This is a genomic window from Pseudomonas sp. WPR_5_2 (assembly GCF_003634475.1).
GTDB lineage: Bacteria > Pseudomonadota > Gammaproteobacteria > Pseudomonadales > Pseudomonadaceae > Aquipseudomonas > Aquipseudomonas izuensis.
Map to the genome: position 1 here is coordinate 1 of NZ_RBLA01000003.1, position 15,541 is coordinate 15,541.

Below are 15,541 nucleotides of genomic sequence, written 5' to 3' on the forward strand. Positions count from 1 at the left end.
AGACAAATTGTGACAGTTGCCGGAAGTGGGCGTTGTGAGTGCCGACGCCTTCGCGAGCAGGCTCGCTCCCACAGGGATTTGCAGTGAACACACATTTTGTGAACACCCCCCACCACTGTGGGAGCGAGCCTGCTCGCGAAAGCGATCGTAAAGACGCTACATGAGGGTCAGAACAGAACTTTCGCCACATCCGCAAACCGCTTGGCGAAGTGCACCGTAATGCCTTCCTTCAGATACTCCGGCAATTCCTCGAAATTCCCCCGGTTCGGCTCCGGCAGGACCAGTTCGAAAATCTTCTGCCGCCGCGCCGCAATGACCTTCTCGCGCACCCTGCCAATCGACAGCATGTGCCCGGTCAAACTCAGTTCGCCGGTCATCGCCACGCCTTTTTTCGGCGGCTGGTTGCGAGCGAGCTTCCCGTTACAACGCACGCTCGGGAGTGACCACTAAATTTCAAGAGTCAGTTCAGGTGAGTGGCGAGAAATTTTGCTCTGAATTTTAGCTGGGTCGGTAAGACCAGTGAGTTCGAACTTGCCGCTGACGGTTCGTCTGTTATCGTTCTTGGTGTTTACGTTGTTAGTGTAAGGATAGAAGACGATGTCTTCAAAGTGGCCTTTATATATATTGTTGTCGTAGTCTAAAGTATCTAAGTACAATCTTCCGTACTCCCCTGGGTAGAAAAGGCCGCCCTCGTCCTCAAAGTACATAAGGAGGCGTTTGTTGCCCATCTCAATTATGGCTCCACTTTGGAATCCCGTAGAAAAGCGAATCGTTAAGAATTTGTAGGTTGGGTCGCCATTGACAGCCTGATCACAGTAAATGTGTATGGATTGTTGAGAATCGACAACGTGTACCTCCGTCGCATCGTAAGGTTTACCATCTACAACGCCTCTGTGTTTACCTATGGTCCCCGGAAATTTGTTAGATGCTTTTGAATTAGTCATATGAGAGGTCCTTTCGCAAGTAGGGTCAAGTGTATGTTGTAATGTGGGTGTGCCATTACAATGGTATGGAAATGACCCTCGTATTGACTACTGTCATTTATAACAGGTGCCTAGACTTGTTTTTTTGGTTGGTTGTATTTGTTATAACTGCGTGTTCTGTAATGTGCGGGGTTTTTCAAGTGAATGCCCGTATTGCGCGGGCATTCCTATGGGTAGCTAGTAATCGATTATTGTTAATGTCAGAACAACACCTTCGCCACATCCGCAAACCGCTTGGCGAAGTGCACCGTAATGCCTTCCTTCAGATACTCCGGCAATTCCTCGAAATTCCCCCGGTTCGGCTCCGGCAGGATCAGTTCGAAAATCTTCTGCCGCCGCGCCGCAATGACCTTTTCCCGTACGCCGCCAATCGGCAGCACGTGCCCGGTCAACGTCAGTTCGCCGGTCATCGCCACGCCTTTTTTCGGCGGCTGGTTGCGTGCCAGCGAAAGCAGGGCGCTGGCCATGGTCACACCGGCGCTCGGACCGTCTTTCGGCGTCGCGCCTTCCGGCACATGCAGATGCACGAAGGCTTCGTCGAAGAACTTCGGATCGCCGCCAAACGACTTCAGATTTGAGCTGACGTAGCTGTAGGCGATTTCCGCGGATTCCTTCATCACATCGCCCAGTTGCCCGGTGAGTTTGAAGCCACGGTTCAACGTATGAATCCGCGTGGCTTCGATCGGCAAGGTCGCGCCGCCCATGCTGGTCCAGGCCAACCCGGTGATCACGCCGGTGCCGGACAGCACTTGCTCGTTACGGAACACCGGTTTGCCCAGCGAGGTTTCGAGGTCTTTCGGGCCGAGCTTGATCACCGCGTTCGGTTCGTCGAGCAGTTTCATCACCGCCTTGCGTACCAGTTTCCCAAGGTTTTTTTCCAGCTGGCGCACACCCGCTTCACGGGCATAACCGTCGATTAAAGCCTTGAGAGCATTGTCGCTGATGCTCAAGCTGCCTTTCGACACCCCGGCTTTCTCGAGCTGCTTCGGCCACAGGTGGCGCTTGGCGATGGCGACTTTTTCTTCGGTGATATAACCCGACAGGCGAATCACTTCCATGCGGTCGAGCAGCGGGCCCGGGATCGAATCCAGGGTGTTGGCAGTGCAGACGAACAGCACTTTCGACAGGTCCATCCGCAGATCCAGATAGTGGTCGAGGAACTCGACGTTCTGCTCCGGATCCAGGGTTTCCAGCAGCGCCGAGGCCGGGTCACCCTGGTAGCTTTGGCCCATCTTGTCGATTTCATCGAGCATGATCACGGGGTTCATCACTTCGACGTCTTTCAACGCCTGCACCAGCTTGCCCGGCTGCGCGCCAATGTACGTGCGGCGGTGGCCCTTGATCTCGGCTTCGTCGCGCATGCCGCCAACGCTGAAGCGGTAGAACGGCCGGCCCAGGGATTCGGCGATGGATTTGCCGACGCTGGTCTTGCCCACGCCCGGTGGCCCCACCAACAGCACGATGGAACCGCTGATCTCGCCTTTGTAGGCGCCGACCGCGAGGAATTCGAGAATGCGGTCCTTGATGTCATCAAGGCCGGCGTGGTGTTTATCCAGTACCTTGCGCGCGTGCTTGAGGTCCAGTTTGTCCTCGCCGTACACGCCCCACGGCACCGAGGTAGCCCAGTCGATGTAATTGCGGGTCACCGCATATTCTGGCGAACCGGTTTCGAGAATCGACAGCTTGTTCATTTCTTCTTCAAGGCGTTTCTGCACCTGCGCCGGCAGGACTTTGCCCATCAGCCGCTGCTCGAACTGTTCGAGGTCGGCGCTGCGGTCGTCCTTGGTCAGCCCCAGCTCCTGCTGGATGACCTTGAGTTGTTCCTTGAGGAAGAATTCGCGCTGGTGCTCGCCGATCTTGCGGTTCACTTCGGCGGAAATTTCTTTTTGCAGGCGCGCGACTTCGACTTCCTTGCGCAGCATCGGCAGGACTTTTTCCATGCGCTTGAGCATCGGCACGCAGTCGAGCACTTCCTGCAGTTCACTGCCGGTGGCGGAGGTGAGCGCGGCGGCGAAGTCGGTCAGCGGCGACGGGTCGTTGGGGCTGAAGCGGTTGAGGTAATTCTTCAGCTCTTCGCTGTATAGCGGGTTGAGCGGCAGCAGCTCCTTGATCGCATTGATCAGCGCCATGCCATAGGCCTTGACCTCGTCGGTCGGCTCGGTGGGCTGATGCGGGTATTCGACTTCCACCAGGTACGGCGGGCGATGGTGCTTGAGCCAGGTCTTGAGGCGTACGCGGGTCAGGCCCTGGGCGACGAATTGCAACTTGCCGTTTTCGCGGCTGGCGTGGTGCACCTTGACCAGCGTGCCGTACAGCGGCAGGGCCGAAGTGTCGAAGTGGCGCGGATTGTCCTGGGGCGTGTCCATGTAGAACAGGGCCAGGGAATGGTGTTCGGATTTGGCCACCAGGTCGAGGGTTTCGGCCCAGGGTTCTTCATTGACGATGACCGGCAGCACCTGGGCCGGGAAGAACGGTCGGTTGTGAATCGGGATGATATAGACCTTGTCCGGCAGGTTCTGGCCGGGCAGGGCGAGGCCTTTGCCGGTGGAGTGGTGCGGGGCGTTTTCCGGATCGGCGTACTCGCTGGGGTCTTCGGGGAATTCTTGCTGGTCGCTCATGGGGGCACCTGCGCAATGGGTATGGGTCTTAGATGGGGCAGGTTGGCGGTGGTTTCAACGGTCATTTTCTGTGAGGCGGTGTTTCGAAGGCGTGTTCAGCAGAGATACAGGTTAGCTGGACTTTGGCACGACGCTGTCCCCTGTGGGAGCGAGCCTGCTCGCGAAAGCGGTCTGGCAGTCACTTCCGGAGTGCCTGTCATTCCCTCTTCGCGAGCAGGCTCGCTCCTACAGGGGGACGGTGGTGTGCAAAGAAAAAGGCGACTCCCGTTGGGGAGCCGCCTTTGATTTTACTGCCGCTGAAAACTATTCGGACAGTTTGTACGCAATCACATAGTCACCCTGCTTGGTGCCCAGCGAACCGTGTCCGCCGGCGACGACGAGCACGTATTGCTTGCCATCCTTGCCGGCGTAGGTCATTGGCGTGGTTTGCGCGCCGGCCGGCAGGCGTCCTTCCCACAATTGCTTGCCGTTCTTCACGTCGTAGGCACGCAGGTACTGGTCGAGGGTACCGCTCAGGAAAGCCACGCCACCGGCGGTGGTGAAGGTGCCGCCCAGGCTTGGTACGCCCATGCTCAGTGGAATCGGAACCGGCGAGCTGTCGCGCACGGTGCCGTTCTTGTGCATCCAGATTTTCTCATGGGTGGTCAGGTCGACGGCGGCCACGTAGCCCCAGGCAGGTGCCTGGCACGGCAGGCCCATGGGCGACAGCAGAGGTTCGAGCACCACGCCGTATGGCGCACCCTTGTTCGGCTGCACGCCTTCGGTTTCGCTTTTGCGCGGGCCTTGGGCGGCGATTTCCGCGGCCGGGATCAGTTTGGATTTGAAGGCCATCCAGTCCGGGTTCACGAAAGCGATCTGGCGCACCGGATCAACCGAGATACCGCCCCAGTCGAACACACCGAAGTTGCCTGGATAAACAATCGAACCTTGCAGCGATGGCGGCGTGAACGGGCCGTCGTAGCGCATGGATTTGAAGGTGATCCGGCACACCAGCTGGTCGAACGGGGTGACGCCCCACATGTCGCGCTCTTTCAACGGAGGCGGCATGAAATTGAGGTCGGATTTCGGTTGGGTCGGCGACGTGTGGTCGCCTTCCACCGCGCCTTGCGGCACTGGCACTTCATTGATCGGCACGATGGCCTGGCCGGTGCTGCGGTCCAGTACGTAGATGCTGCCTTGCTTGGTAGAGGCCAATACCGCCGGCTTCACGCCACCCGCGGTTTTCAGGTCCATCAGGGTTGGCTGGCCGCCGACGTCCATGTCCCACAGGTCATGGTGGGTGAACTGGAAGTGCCAGCGCACTTTACCGGTGGCGATGTCCAGGGCGGTCAGGCCGGCGGCGTGCAGTTCCGATTCGGGCGTGCGTGCGCCACCGAACTGGTCCGGGGTCTGGTTACCCATCGGCAAGTAGAGCATGCCGAGTTTTTCATCGACCGCGAACATGGACCACATGTTCGGCGAGTTGCGGGTGTAGGTCTTGCCCTCGGCAATCGGCGTCGTATCGTCCGGTTTGCCGCTGTCCCAGTTCCACACCAGTTTGCCGGTGTGCACGTCGAAGGCACGGATCACGCCGCTTGGCTCGTCGGTGGAGACGTTGTCGGTGACGTGACCGCCAATCACCACCAGGTCCTTGGTGACCGCTGGCGGCGAGGTGGAGTAGTAACCACCGGCGGTGAAGCCGCCGATGTTGGCACGCAGGTCGACCTGGCCTTTGTCGCCGAAGTCTTCGCACATCTTGCCGGTGTCGGCGTTGAGGGCGATCAGGCGGGTGTCGGCGGTGGGCAGGAAGATCCGGCGCGGGCAGGCGCTGGTCACCGCTGCGCTGGCGCTGCCGGTCGGGCTTTTTTCCGAGGCGTACACGGCGTCATCGTGATAGGTCACGCCACGGCAAGTCATGTGCGCCCAACCCTTGAAGTTCGCCGCGTTCTGCGTGGAGAGCTTCGGATCGAAACGCCAGATTTCCTTGCCGGTGTCCGGGTCCAGGGCGATCACCTGGCTGTGCGGCGTGCAGACGTAAAGCATGCCGTTGACTTTCAGCGGAGTGTTTTCGGCGGTGGTTTCACCCGGGTCGTTCGGTCCTGGCAGATCGCCGGTGCGATAGGTCCAGGCCGGCACCAGTTTGTGCGCGTTCTGCGGGGTGATCTGCGCCAATGGCGAGTAACGGTCGCCGTGGGCGCTGCGGCCGTAGGAGTTCCAGTCGCCGTCCGGCATGGCCGGTGCGGTGTTGGCCATGCCAGGCACGCTGTCGCGGTCCAGTTGACCTTTGATTTCACCGGGATTGGTGAACTGGCTGGCCAGCGCGGCAACACCGGCGATGACCACGGCCACGCTCAGCGCGCCGGTGCCCATGGGGGCGGCGCCTTCGCGCAGCAGCGGACGACGGAACCACGGCAGCAACAAGACCATGCCCAGTGCAAACAACATCGCCAGGCGCGGCACCAGTTGCCACCAGTCGAGGCCGACTTCCCACAGCGCCCACAGGGTGCTGGCGAACAGCACGAGTGCGTACAGGCCCAGCGCAGCGCGACGGGCGGCGATCAGCAGGACGCCGGTTAGTGCCAGGCCGATACCGGCCAACAGGTAATACAGCGAGCCGCCCAGCATGCTCAGCTTGATTCCCCCGGCCAGCATGGCCAGGCCCATCAGCAGAAGCAGGATACCGAGCAGGCTCGGCAGCAGACGGCTTCGACTCAAAGCACCATCAGTGCTCATAGTGTGGTTCTCCGTGACGTTTGATTAGTCCCGCGCAAGTTCACTGTAGATGATGATCCTGTGCGGGCAGGGTTCAGATAAAAGGTGTTCAGTCGATACGATTCGTTGTGGGAGCGAGCTTGCTCGCGAAAGCGGTGTGTCATCCGACGCTAATGTTGGATGTGATGGCCTCTTCGCGAGCAGGCTCGCTCCCACAGGTTTTTGCGTGATTCTTAGAACGAAGACTGGATCTTGATCCCGCCAATCAGCGCGTCGTCGACCTGGTCCACGCCACCGGGGTGGCGGATGTATTGCAGGTTGGGGCGCACGGTCAGCCAATTCGTGACGTGCACGCCGTAATAGAGCTCGGCGCTGTATTCGGTGTCCTGGGGCGGCAGGAACGCCGGGTCGTCGAAGTCGAAAACCCCGTGGGCCTGATTGGTCGCCTCGGCGTTTTTGCGAAACGCGGGGTTGACGTGGACGCGGGCCAGGGCGAAGCCGATGTCGTCCTTGGCGCGGGCGTCGAACAGGCCTTTGTAGACGACACCGGCCTGGACATAGTTGTCGATGGCGTTGGTTTTCTTGTCGTGCATCGTCCCGTTGGCGAACACACTCAAACCCCGGCTGTTATCGCTGGCAACGCGGGTGATTTGCTGTTGGATGCCGAGCCACACACCGTGTTTGCTCGAGGCGCTGCGATAAGCCTCGCCACTCAGGGCGGCGGGCTGGCCATTGCTGTCCTTGTAGACATCGGTGGCATTGGCGCTGCTGTAGTAGTAACCGGCGCGGTATTCGCCCGGCAGGCCGTTGAGCTTCGGCGTCCACACCAGCTCCACCGGCAGAATCGCGCCCTGGGTGCCGCTGCCGCTGAGCTTGAAGCCGTTGTTGCGATCCAGGTTCGACGGGTTCTGCTCGTAGGCGCCGACCTGCGCGTACAGCTCAGGCGTCAGGTGATATTTGACCCGCAGCGCCCATTGGCTGACCGGCCAGTTGTACCAGATGTCGCCGACCCAGTTGCCGACCTGGGAGCCGCAGAACGCCAGGTTCTGGAAGTCGCAGGGGAAGCTGTTGAAGTCTTCGCCCTCACCGAAGCGGCCGACCTTGATGTCGAGCTTCTGGTCGAAGAATTTCTGCTGGTACCACATCTGCGTCAACCGCCAGGTCTGCCCGCGCCCCCAGACTTCCTGGGCCGAGGTGAAGCCGCCGACCCGCGGATCATTGATGCGGTCGTTGCTGATGTTGTTGCCGTTGCGCTCGGTGATGGTCAGCTGAAATTCCGCGTCGTCCCAGCCGAGGATCTTCTGCAAATTCAGATGCGTGCCGAAGCCGAACTGGTCGCTGTAGCGTGCCGTCCGGTCATGGTCGTAACCACCGTGCAGATTGCTGCCCATTTCGCCGGTGTAATCGACCTTGAAGTCATAGCCTTTTTCCGCAAGCTCAGTGCGCGTACCGTTCCAGTCGCCGAGCATCCACGGTGAGCCGCTATCAAAGGCCGGGGCGGCCTGGACACAGGTGGCGAGGCTGAATGCGGTGAATCCGCCGATCAGGTTCAGGGATTTGTGGCCAATGGCAGGCATAAAGACAGCGCTGTCTTTTGAGGTTTGTAAATCAGGCATTCTTGATCTTTTTCTGGGAAATGAACGGAAGCAGCAAAACTGAAGGGGGTTGCGGAAGCGTTTCAGCAGAGGCGTGCGCAAGGATAATGTTCTGTTACAAATAGAGAAAGGGCTTTTGCTGACATGCATTCTTTCGTAATCGGTAATAGTGAGTCGTACACCTGTGGGAGCTGGCTTGCCAGCGAAAGCGGTGTATCAGTCAATATCGTTGTTGGGCATGAAATTGCTTTCGCTGGCAAGCCAGCTCCTACAGTTGCGCCTACATTAAACAGACCGCTTCCCCCCGACGTAGCCCTCGGCTAAGGTGCGCGGCTTCCCATTCCTACATCACTGAAGGCCCTGCATGACCGAACAGACCCACGACCCGCTGCACGGCGTGACCCTGGAGCAAATCCTCAACGCCCTGGTTGAACACTACGAATGGTCGGGGTTGGCCGAGCGCATTGACATTCGCTGCTTCAAGAGTGACCCGAGCATCAAGTCGAGCCTGACGTTCCTGCGCAAAACCCCGTGGGCGCGGGAGAAGGTCGAGCGTTTGTACGTGAAGTTGATGCGCACCAAGCGTCCGCTCTGAGCATGGCTATCCAGTCAGTCGCGCGGCGTCGTTTTGTCGCCGTGGCCGCCATTCTTGGCTGGGCCGGATTGAGCATTCAGATGTACCTGATTTTCCATTCACGCTGGACACTGGCGGCCAGCCTGTTGGGCGGGCTGGTGAGCTTCTTCAGCTATTTCACCGTGCTCAGCAATACGCTGGTGGCGACTGTCCTGACCTGTGAACTGACGGCCCGCGAATCGGCCGCGCGGCGCTGGTTTTTACAACCGTGGGTCAGCAGTGGCATCGCCGTGAGCATCGCGGTGGTCGGCCTGGTCTACAGCCTGTTGCTGCGCCATCTATGGCATCCCGAAGGCTGGCAGTGGCTGACGGATGAGCTTCTGCACGACGTCATGCCGTTGCTGTTTCTGGTCTATTGGTGGTGCTGGGTGCGAAAAGGCACGCTGCGACTGCGGCACATCGCGCTGTGGATGATTTATCCGCTGGTGTATTTCGCATACTCGATGCTGCGCGGGCATTTACTCGCGACTTATCCCTACCCGTTCATTGATGTCGGGAAGCTGGGTTATCCACAGGTGTTCGTGAATGCGGCGGGGTTGTTGGCGGGGTTTGTGCTGATTGGCTTGATAGCGGTTGGACTGGATCGTCACCGCTCACGCGACCTGTAGGAGCGGCCGGGCGGCGTTCCGTTTGCCAGCGAAGGCGGTGGGTCAGTCAACCTCTTGATTGGCTGAAAGGCCGTCTTCGCTGGCAAGCCAGCTCCTACAGGGGGGCGTTTATTCTTCGCTGGTGTCATCCAGTCGCCAATAGCCGACGGCTTTCACGAATTGATCGTTCAAGCCATGTTCATCCAACAGTACCCGGCGAATCTGCCGCGACACTTTGCTCTCGGTCGCGACCCAGGCATACAGGCTGCCGGCAGGGACCTTGACCTGGCGTACGGTGGTCAGTAAATGGTCCTTGCCCCCTTCGCGCAATACCCAGATCACATTGACCTGGGCGGCACTCTCCAGCACCTGCTGCTCCTTGCCGTTTTCCACTTCGATTATCACCAACGCACGGCGGTTGGCCGCCAGGCCTTCCAGGCGCCGGGCGATGGCGGGCAGGGCGGTTTCGTCGCCGATTAACAGGTAGCTGTCGAAGATGTCCGGCACGATCATCGAACCCCGTGGCCCGCCGATGTGCAGGAACTGGCCCGGTCTGGCCTGTTCGGCCCAGGTTGATGCCGGGCCGTCGCCGTGGAGCACGAAGTCGATGTCCAGCTCCAGCGTGTTCAGGTCATAGCGACGAGGTGTGTAGTCGCGCATCGCGGGCGTTGGTCCATCGTTTTTACCGGCACCGAGCACCAGGGATTCCAGCGCCGCTTGTTCCTCTGCATTCTGCGGGAACAGCAGTTTGACGTGATCATCCGTGCCAAGGCTGACAAAGCCCGCAAGTTCCGGTCCGCCCAAGGTAATCCGGCGCATGCGCGGCGTCAGATCGACCACCCGCAGCACTTGCAGGCGGCGACGTTTGATTTCATGCATGACGCGGTGAATGGTTTGCGATGGATCGATGACATCGGTCATTCGGCGGTCTCCCGGGCAGGCGCAACGGCAGGGCCGTCGACAATGGCTTTGGCGGTGTTATTGAGCAGGTCGCGCACCCGCAGGATTTCTTCCGGGCTCCAGCGCCCGTGGTGCATTTGCAAGGCATGACGCAGGTTATGCACCGCTTCATGAATCTCGGGCGGGCGGTCATGGCCGCGCAACGATCGTTTGCTGACCTCGATGCGCATGCGCACGCCATCCAGTGCAATCGCCTGCTCGCTCAGGGAAAGACGTCCGGCGTCGGTCACGCTGTAACGTTTTTTTCCGCCTTCGGCATCGCCCGCAATCATTTCGCTTTCTTCCAGAAACGTCAGGGTCGGGTAGATCACGCCGGGGCTGGGGCTGTAGGCGCCGTCGAACATGCTTTCGATCTGGCGAATCAAGTCATAGCCGTGGCATGGCTGCTCGGCGATCAATGCCAGCAGCAACAATTTCAGGTCACCGGGGGCGAATACACGGGGGCCGCGACCGCCGCGTTCACGACCGGGGCGTTTTTCGAAGCCGTCGCGGCCGTCACTGTGTTCGCGGTGGGGGGAATGATGGTCTCTCATTGGGATGCGTTCTCTTGTCGTGTTAGATACAACTTAAGATATATCTTGCGACGAGGCAAGGCGTTTTCCCGGACCACGGCTGTCGACGACCAGCGGTAGGTGGTGCGGAAAAATGCTGTGGAGAAAACCTGCCAATGACATTTGTTTTCCCTGTCCGAAAGTAACTTTAAAGTTAGAGTGAGCGCTCTATTGTACTTGGGCGTATTTTGAAAGCAGTCTTATCCCCGTATTTGCTAGTTGAAGTCGCTGTAATCTTTTTCATTGAAAACTGTATGTAGTCTAAAGATTACAGTTGACACTTCTAGTTGCGTGTTTTTCTCGTTTTTGCTTTCTTGATATGCACCTGACTGACTACAGGAACAGCAGAAACGTCCTACTTACTTTCCAGAGGCGTTGGCAGATCATGCTCGGCGTTGAAAGTTGATGGTCCTATGCCAAGTGCGAATAGCCATAAATGGTTTTTACTTTCAATAAGCCACTTTCTTTTAAAAACAGGTATTAAGTAATGTTCAAGAAAATCGCAATCGCTGCTCCAATGGCCATCCTGGCACTGAGTTCCTCCATGGCCTTTGCTGAAGGTGAGGCGCGTCATTCCATTAATCTGGTGGCATCGATTCCAACCAACGTTTTCCACGTATTGCCGGTAGACCCGGATTTGATCGTCAAGGATCAACGCTTGAGCTACGACCCGATTGCCGATCAGTTGAGCACTTTGCGTGCGCAGTTCGACACCAAAAATACCAACGGCTCGATTCACGCGATGCTTGAAGACGAAGCCTACCTGTCCAACGGTGTCGTCGCCGACAAGATTCCTTTGGTCGTGACGTTCAACGGCAAGGCGCTGAACAATTCCACAGCGGTGGAAGTGGTCGGTGAGGCCGAGTCCACCCCGGGCAAGCGTGTTGAACTGGTGGTCGCTCCTACCAAGCCTGCGACTGGTGGCTATAAGGCAGGTGAGTACAGCGGCGTCGTCGCCATGCGCTTCGACGCAGTTCTTCCTACACCTTGATGCTGCTTGAAGCCTGATGAGAGCAAGTCTCATCGGGTATGGTTTGCCGGTCGGCGGGTCATAGCACCTGTCGACCGGGATTTTTACTGGATCGATCGTTCAAACACAGAGTATCCCGTTCATGTTCCCGATGACTCCCATCGCGGCAGCGCTCGCACTTTTTTTCTGCGCAGGTGCATTAGCAGCGCCCACTAACAACGGCACGACCCCCCGAAGTTTGCTCGCTCAGGCAAAAGGTTTGCCGGCGGACTTCGAAGAGCACTTCTTCGATGTGCCATTGGCTGTTCGGGTGGAACTTGACCAACAACTTTTAGGTGAGGCGATGATCGTGTTATCCCGCGATGATCGAATCACCCTGCTTGAATTTTCGGATGTTGGCGACAGTAATATTTCTGCCAGCGAACGTGAAACCTGGGCCACTTATTTAAAAAAGGGCGTGGCTTTAGGCGCCTGCCAGGGCAGTTGCCCGGAACAGATGCTGGCCGTGCATTACAACTTGCAGAATTCCCTGGTATCGATTGCCACCGAAAACGCCGAACGCAACACCGATGCCAAGCGGTATTACGACCTGCCCGAGGGCGGCAGCAGCGGCTTGATCGTACGCAACCAGTTGAACCTCAACGGTGGCCAGGAGCAGGACCTCGGTGGCCGTTACGGCCTGGAAGCCAGCAGCAGCCTGGGCAACTGGACCCAGAGCGCGAATATGCAATTGGCCCGTTTGGGCGGCCCTGACGACAAGCTCTACCACGCGGTGCACGAGCTTTACACCCAGCGCGAACTCGAAGGCAGCTTCCTGCGCCTGGGCTATTTCACCCCCAACTCCGAAGGCTTGAGCCGTCAGCCGCGCTCGTTCGGCGCCAGCCCCGACACGGCGGCGGGCCTGATGTACGGCAGTTCCGACAGCCTCGCCATCAACAGCCCCAAACCCAGCGTTTACCCGATCTACGTCACCGCCAACCGTCAGGCGTCGGTGGAGATCTTTCGCAACGGCTTGCTGATCAATACCCAACCGGTGGATGCCGGCCTGCAAACGCTCGATACACGCCCCTTGCCGGGCGGGATCTACGAAGTGGAAGTGCGCCTGATCGAAGACGGTCAGATCACCTCCACCACCCAGGAGCTGGTGTACAAACCCACCAACTGGCGCAACCAGGACAGCCGCTGGCGCTACAACCTCTTCGCCGGGCAGGAAAGCAAGCTGCTCAGCAACTGGGACGAGCAAGCCTACGGCGACATCACCGCGGGCGCTGCCGTCAACTTCCTGCTGCACCCTCGGGTGATTCTCGGCGTATCGGGGCGCCAGGTGCGGGACAAGATGCAATACGGCACGTCGGTCGACTGGACCCTGGCCAACAACACCAGCCTGTTCGCCAACGTCTATGAGACCGAAGATCACGGCACCGGCATGGACCTGCAAGCGATGTACAACTATGGCGCCGGCAGCGTGTTTGCCACCCATAGCCGCAGTTGGCTGGACACCACCAACACCTATGAAACCCTGCCCGATGGCACGCGGGTGCGTCAGCGCAACGTCTTCATCGGTCAGACCAGCACTTCTTCGTTGTCGGTCAATCATCGGGTCAGCAGCAGAAGCTCGATCAATGGGCGGGTGTCCCACAGCGATGGCAATACTGAAGGCGTAGGTGTCGACCTGGGCTGGACCCAGCGCGGCAATCTGTTCGGCAGCGATGCCAACTGGCGTTTTTCGGTGTTCGACCGGCCCGGTAGTTTCAGCAGCGGCGACCAGCGCAATCGCGGCGTCGATCTGAGCGTCAGCCTGGCACTCGGCGGGCCGGGTGAGCAGTGGTCCGGCAGCATCGGTACACGCACCTCCCGAGACGGTGGCCGCGACAACAATGCCTCGCTGACTTACCGCAAGGATTTGCAGGACCATGTACTGCAAAACGTATCGGCCACGGCGATTACCGATACGTACGGCGTCGGCCTGTCCGGAACCGCGAATTTCCGCAACGACGCCATCAATGGCGATGCCTTCGTCCAGCGTTCCTCATTCAATGACAACCTCACCGGTGGTTTGAACTTCGACAGCACCGTAGCCGTGGGCGGCGAGCGAATCGTCATGACCAGCCAGCATCACGGGTCTGGCGCCGGAATGATTGTCGATGTCGAGTCCGACATCGATGACATCGCCCTGCGCGCCGACGACCTCAGCGGCGGTAGCGCCAGCCTGCGGCCGGGACGCAACTTCATTCCAATCACCGCCTACAAGAACAGCTCGGTGAGCTTCGACTTCGAAGGCAACCACCCACCGGCCGCCAGCATCCAGCCGCCACGCACCCGTTATCACCTGAACAAGGGCGGCGTGGACTACCGCAAGATCACCGTCAGCAAAACCCTGACCGTTCTTGGCCGCTTGGTCGACCCCCAGGGCAAGCCACTCAAGGGCCACCACGTCATCAATCACGCCAGCCGAGGCGTGAGCGAAGTCGACGGGTTCTTCTCGATGGAAATGAAGGCCAGCTCACCCACTTTGGAAGTGCGTCAGGGTAATCAGCTGTTGTGCCAATTCCGACTTGATACCGCCAATGCGCGTAGTGAAAACAATGTGCTGATGATTGGGGATTTGCGCTGCACGCCGGATACGTTGGCGGGTGCAAATTACACGGATGAAAGTGCGGGTTGATGTGCTCTTATAGTGAGTTGATGTGAGATGAAAAAGACATTCTTGTTCATTGCATTTGGGCGTTTAACGCTGGCTGCGATAGTGAGTGCGGTTGGTAGCGTGTCGGCATGGGGTGCTAGCAAGACAGTGACTGCGGAGTTCAATCCGGATCCTGCAAACCCCATGAGAAATGAGTTTAAAAATACAACGCCTAGTAGTGGGTATTGCGTCCCTTTTCCTGGTGTTTGCGCCTCTAACGGGTTTTTCAGTCTCGCTATGGGCATTAATGCCAATGCGAATGCCACTATTCAGGCGAATCACACTGACCCGCGTAAGGGCGCTATGTTCAAGATTCCAACGGACTGGCGCACTGTAGAGGTTACCCACACCGCTACGGGAGAAAAGGAATCGCTTGATGTCAGAATCTCCGGACTCTCCGTTTACCATCGATTCCCTGTGCCCGCGGGAGATATTAGTGGGCCAGGCGGGCATGAAACGATGTGGACGAACCGCTCCTGGCGGTATTCGCCGCCGCCATGCACGGGCAACTATACCCAGCAAAACTGGGCTAATAGATACCAATCCTATTGGCACTTTCCCGAGAATGTCGGTGTCTGTGCGAAACAGGCCGCCTTTAATATTCCTGATTTCGAGTACATAGAACAAAGTTTTACCTATGAGCTCCGAACACCTAAACCTTTAAGTATGGCTACCGGCGATTATACCGGGGCTATCACTTACACCGTGGGCCCAGGCGCCGATTTTGACTGGGGCGATATCATGATGCCCACGGATACGTTGTTCACGATTAACTTTAATTTGAAAGTGCAGCATCAACTGAAAGTAGAAATACCTCCCGGTGGCAATAAAATCGAACTGCTTCCCCTGGGTGGCTGGCAGGCCTGGCTGAATCAGGGGCGTAAACCGACTCGGTTATTTCGCGACCAAATCTTCAATATTTCGTCATCGGGTCGCTTCAAGATGGAGCTTGGATGCCAAAACCCGAACGGTAATACCTGCGCGCTGCGGGAGCCAACGTCGGGCCATGAAGTGCCGTTGAATATCAGTGTCACATTACCCAATGGCCTGACGAATGCCGCGGGTCAGCCGGTCATTCGTCTTCCGTTGCTGCAGGACGGTATCGGTACCGAACTGTTCAAGCCCGGGTTTTATGTGGATCGAAAATCCGGAGCCTTGCACTTCGAAATCACCCGGGAGCATGTCGAAAACATGCTGACAGGGGACGAAAAGACCTATTCGGGTAATGTCACGGTGATCTGGAACTCTGAAGTATAAGCCGCCATGTTG

11 protein-coding genes and 1 pseudogene are annotated in these 15,541 nt (G+C 58.3%); 5 read left to right on the forward strand and 7 right to left on the reverse strand.

Translation table 11 applies throughout. The features are described from left to right. Window positions 1-167 precede the first annotated feature (167 nt). The 5 genes and pseudogenes from BJ917_RS12500 to BJ917_RS12520 all read right to left on the reverse strand — a co-directional run. Window positions 168-413, reverse strand: a pseudogene (locus BJ917_RS12500) (S16 family serine protease); the annotation flags it as partial. A gap of 33 nt (window positions 414-446) precedes the next feature. Then, complete coding sequence (locus BJ917_RS12505; RefSeq protein ID WP_121103524.1) at window positions 447-944, reverse strand: hypothetical protein; 498 nt, start codon at window positions 942-944, stop codon at window positions 447-449. A 239-nt stretch (window positions 945-1,183) separates the two neighbouring features. Then, window positions 1,184-3,601: an endopeptidase La gene (gene lon, locus BJ917_RS12510; RefSeq protein ID WP_096513274.1), complete on the reverse strand. Its 2,418-nt coding sequence runs from the start codon at window positions 3,599-3,601 to the stop codon at window positions 1,184-1,186. Window positions 3,602-3,904: 303 nt separating this feature from the next. Further along, a complete protein-coding gene (locus tag BJ917_RS12515) occupies window positions 3,905-6,313 on the reverse strand; it encodes a glucose/quinate/shikimate family membrane-bound PQQ-dependent dehydrogenase (protein WP_121103525.1) in 2,409 nt (802 codons plus the stop codon). Between the two features lie 212 nt (window positions 6,314-6,525). Continuing rightward, window positions 6,526-7,908 (reverse strand): carbohydrate porin, encoded by a 1,383-nt coding sequence (locus tag BJ917_RS12520; protein ID WP_121103526.1) that lies wholly within the window; start codon window positions 7,906-7,908, stop codon window positions 6,526-6,528. Window positions 7,909-8,251: 343 nt separating this feature from the next. Between BJ917_RS12520 and BJ917_RS12530 the strand changes: the two genes are divergently transcribed. Both BJ917_RS12530 and BJ917_RS12535 read left to right on the forward strand, forming a co-directional pair. Next, complete coding sequence (locus tag BJ917_RS12530) at window positions 8,252-8,482, forward strand: VF530 family DNA-binding protein (RefSeq protein WP_095193720.1); 231 nt, start codon at window positions 8,252-8,254, stop codon at window positions 8,480-8,482. Window positions 8,483-8,484: 2 nt separating this feature from the next. Further along, window positions 8,485-9,129, forward strand: coding sequence for a Pr6Pr family membrane protein (locus BJ917_RS12535; protein WP_121103528.1), 645 nt, complete (start codon window positions 8,485-8,487; stop codon window positions 9,127-9,129). Between the two features lie 108 nt (window positions 9,130-9,237). Here the strand turns inward: BJ917_RS12535 and BJ917_RS12540 are convergent, their stop codons facing one another. Next, window positions 9,238-10,029, reverse strand: coding sequence for a siderophore-interacting protein (locus BJ917_RS12540; protein ID WP_121103529.1), 792 nt, complete (start codon window positions 10,027-10,029; stop codon window positions 9,238-9,240). After that, window positions 10,026-10,601, reverse strand: coding sequence for a PadR family transcriptional regulator (locus tag BJ917_RS12545; RefSeq protein WP_096513269.1), 576 nt, complete (start codon window positions 10,599-10,601; stop codon window positions 10,026-10,028). Before BJ917_RS12545 ends, BJ917_RS12540 begins: the two co-directional genes overlap by 4 nt. Before the next feature lie 505 nt (window positions 10,602-11,106). Between BJ917_RS12545 and BJ917_RS12550 the strand changes: the two genes are divergently transcribed. The 3 genes from BJ917_RS12550 to BJ917_RS12560 all read left to right on the forward strand — a co-directional run bounded on the left by BJ917_RS12550 (window position 11,107) and on the right by BJ917_RS12560 (window position 15,529). Next, entirely contained in the window at window positions 11,107-11,610 is a 504-nt protein-coding gene (locus tag BJ917_RS12550; protein ID WP_121103530.1) for a CS1 type fimbrial major subunit, read from the forward strand. A gap of 121 nt (window positions 11,611-11,731) precedes the next feature. Beyond that, window positions 11,732-14,254: a TcfC E-set like domain-containing protein gene (locus BJ917_RS12555; protein ID WP_121103531.1), complete on the forward strand. Its 2,523-nt coding sequence runs from the start codon at window positions 11,732-11,734 to the stop codon at window positions 14,252-14,254. A 27-nt stretch (window positions 14,255-14,281) separates the two neighbouring features. Then, window positions 14,282-15,529 (forward strand): hypothetical protein, encoded by a 1,248-nt coding sequence (locus BJ917_RS12560; RefSeq protein WP_121103532.1) that lies wholly within the window; start codon window positions 14,282-14,284, stop codon window positions 15,527-15,529. The last annotated feature ends 12 nt before the right edge of the window (window positions 15,530-15,541 follow it).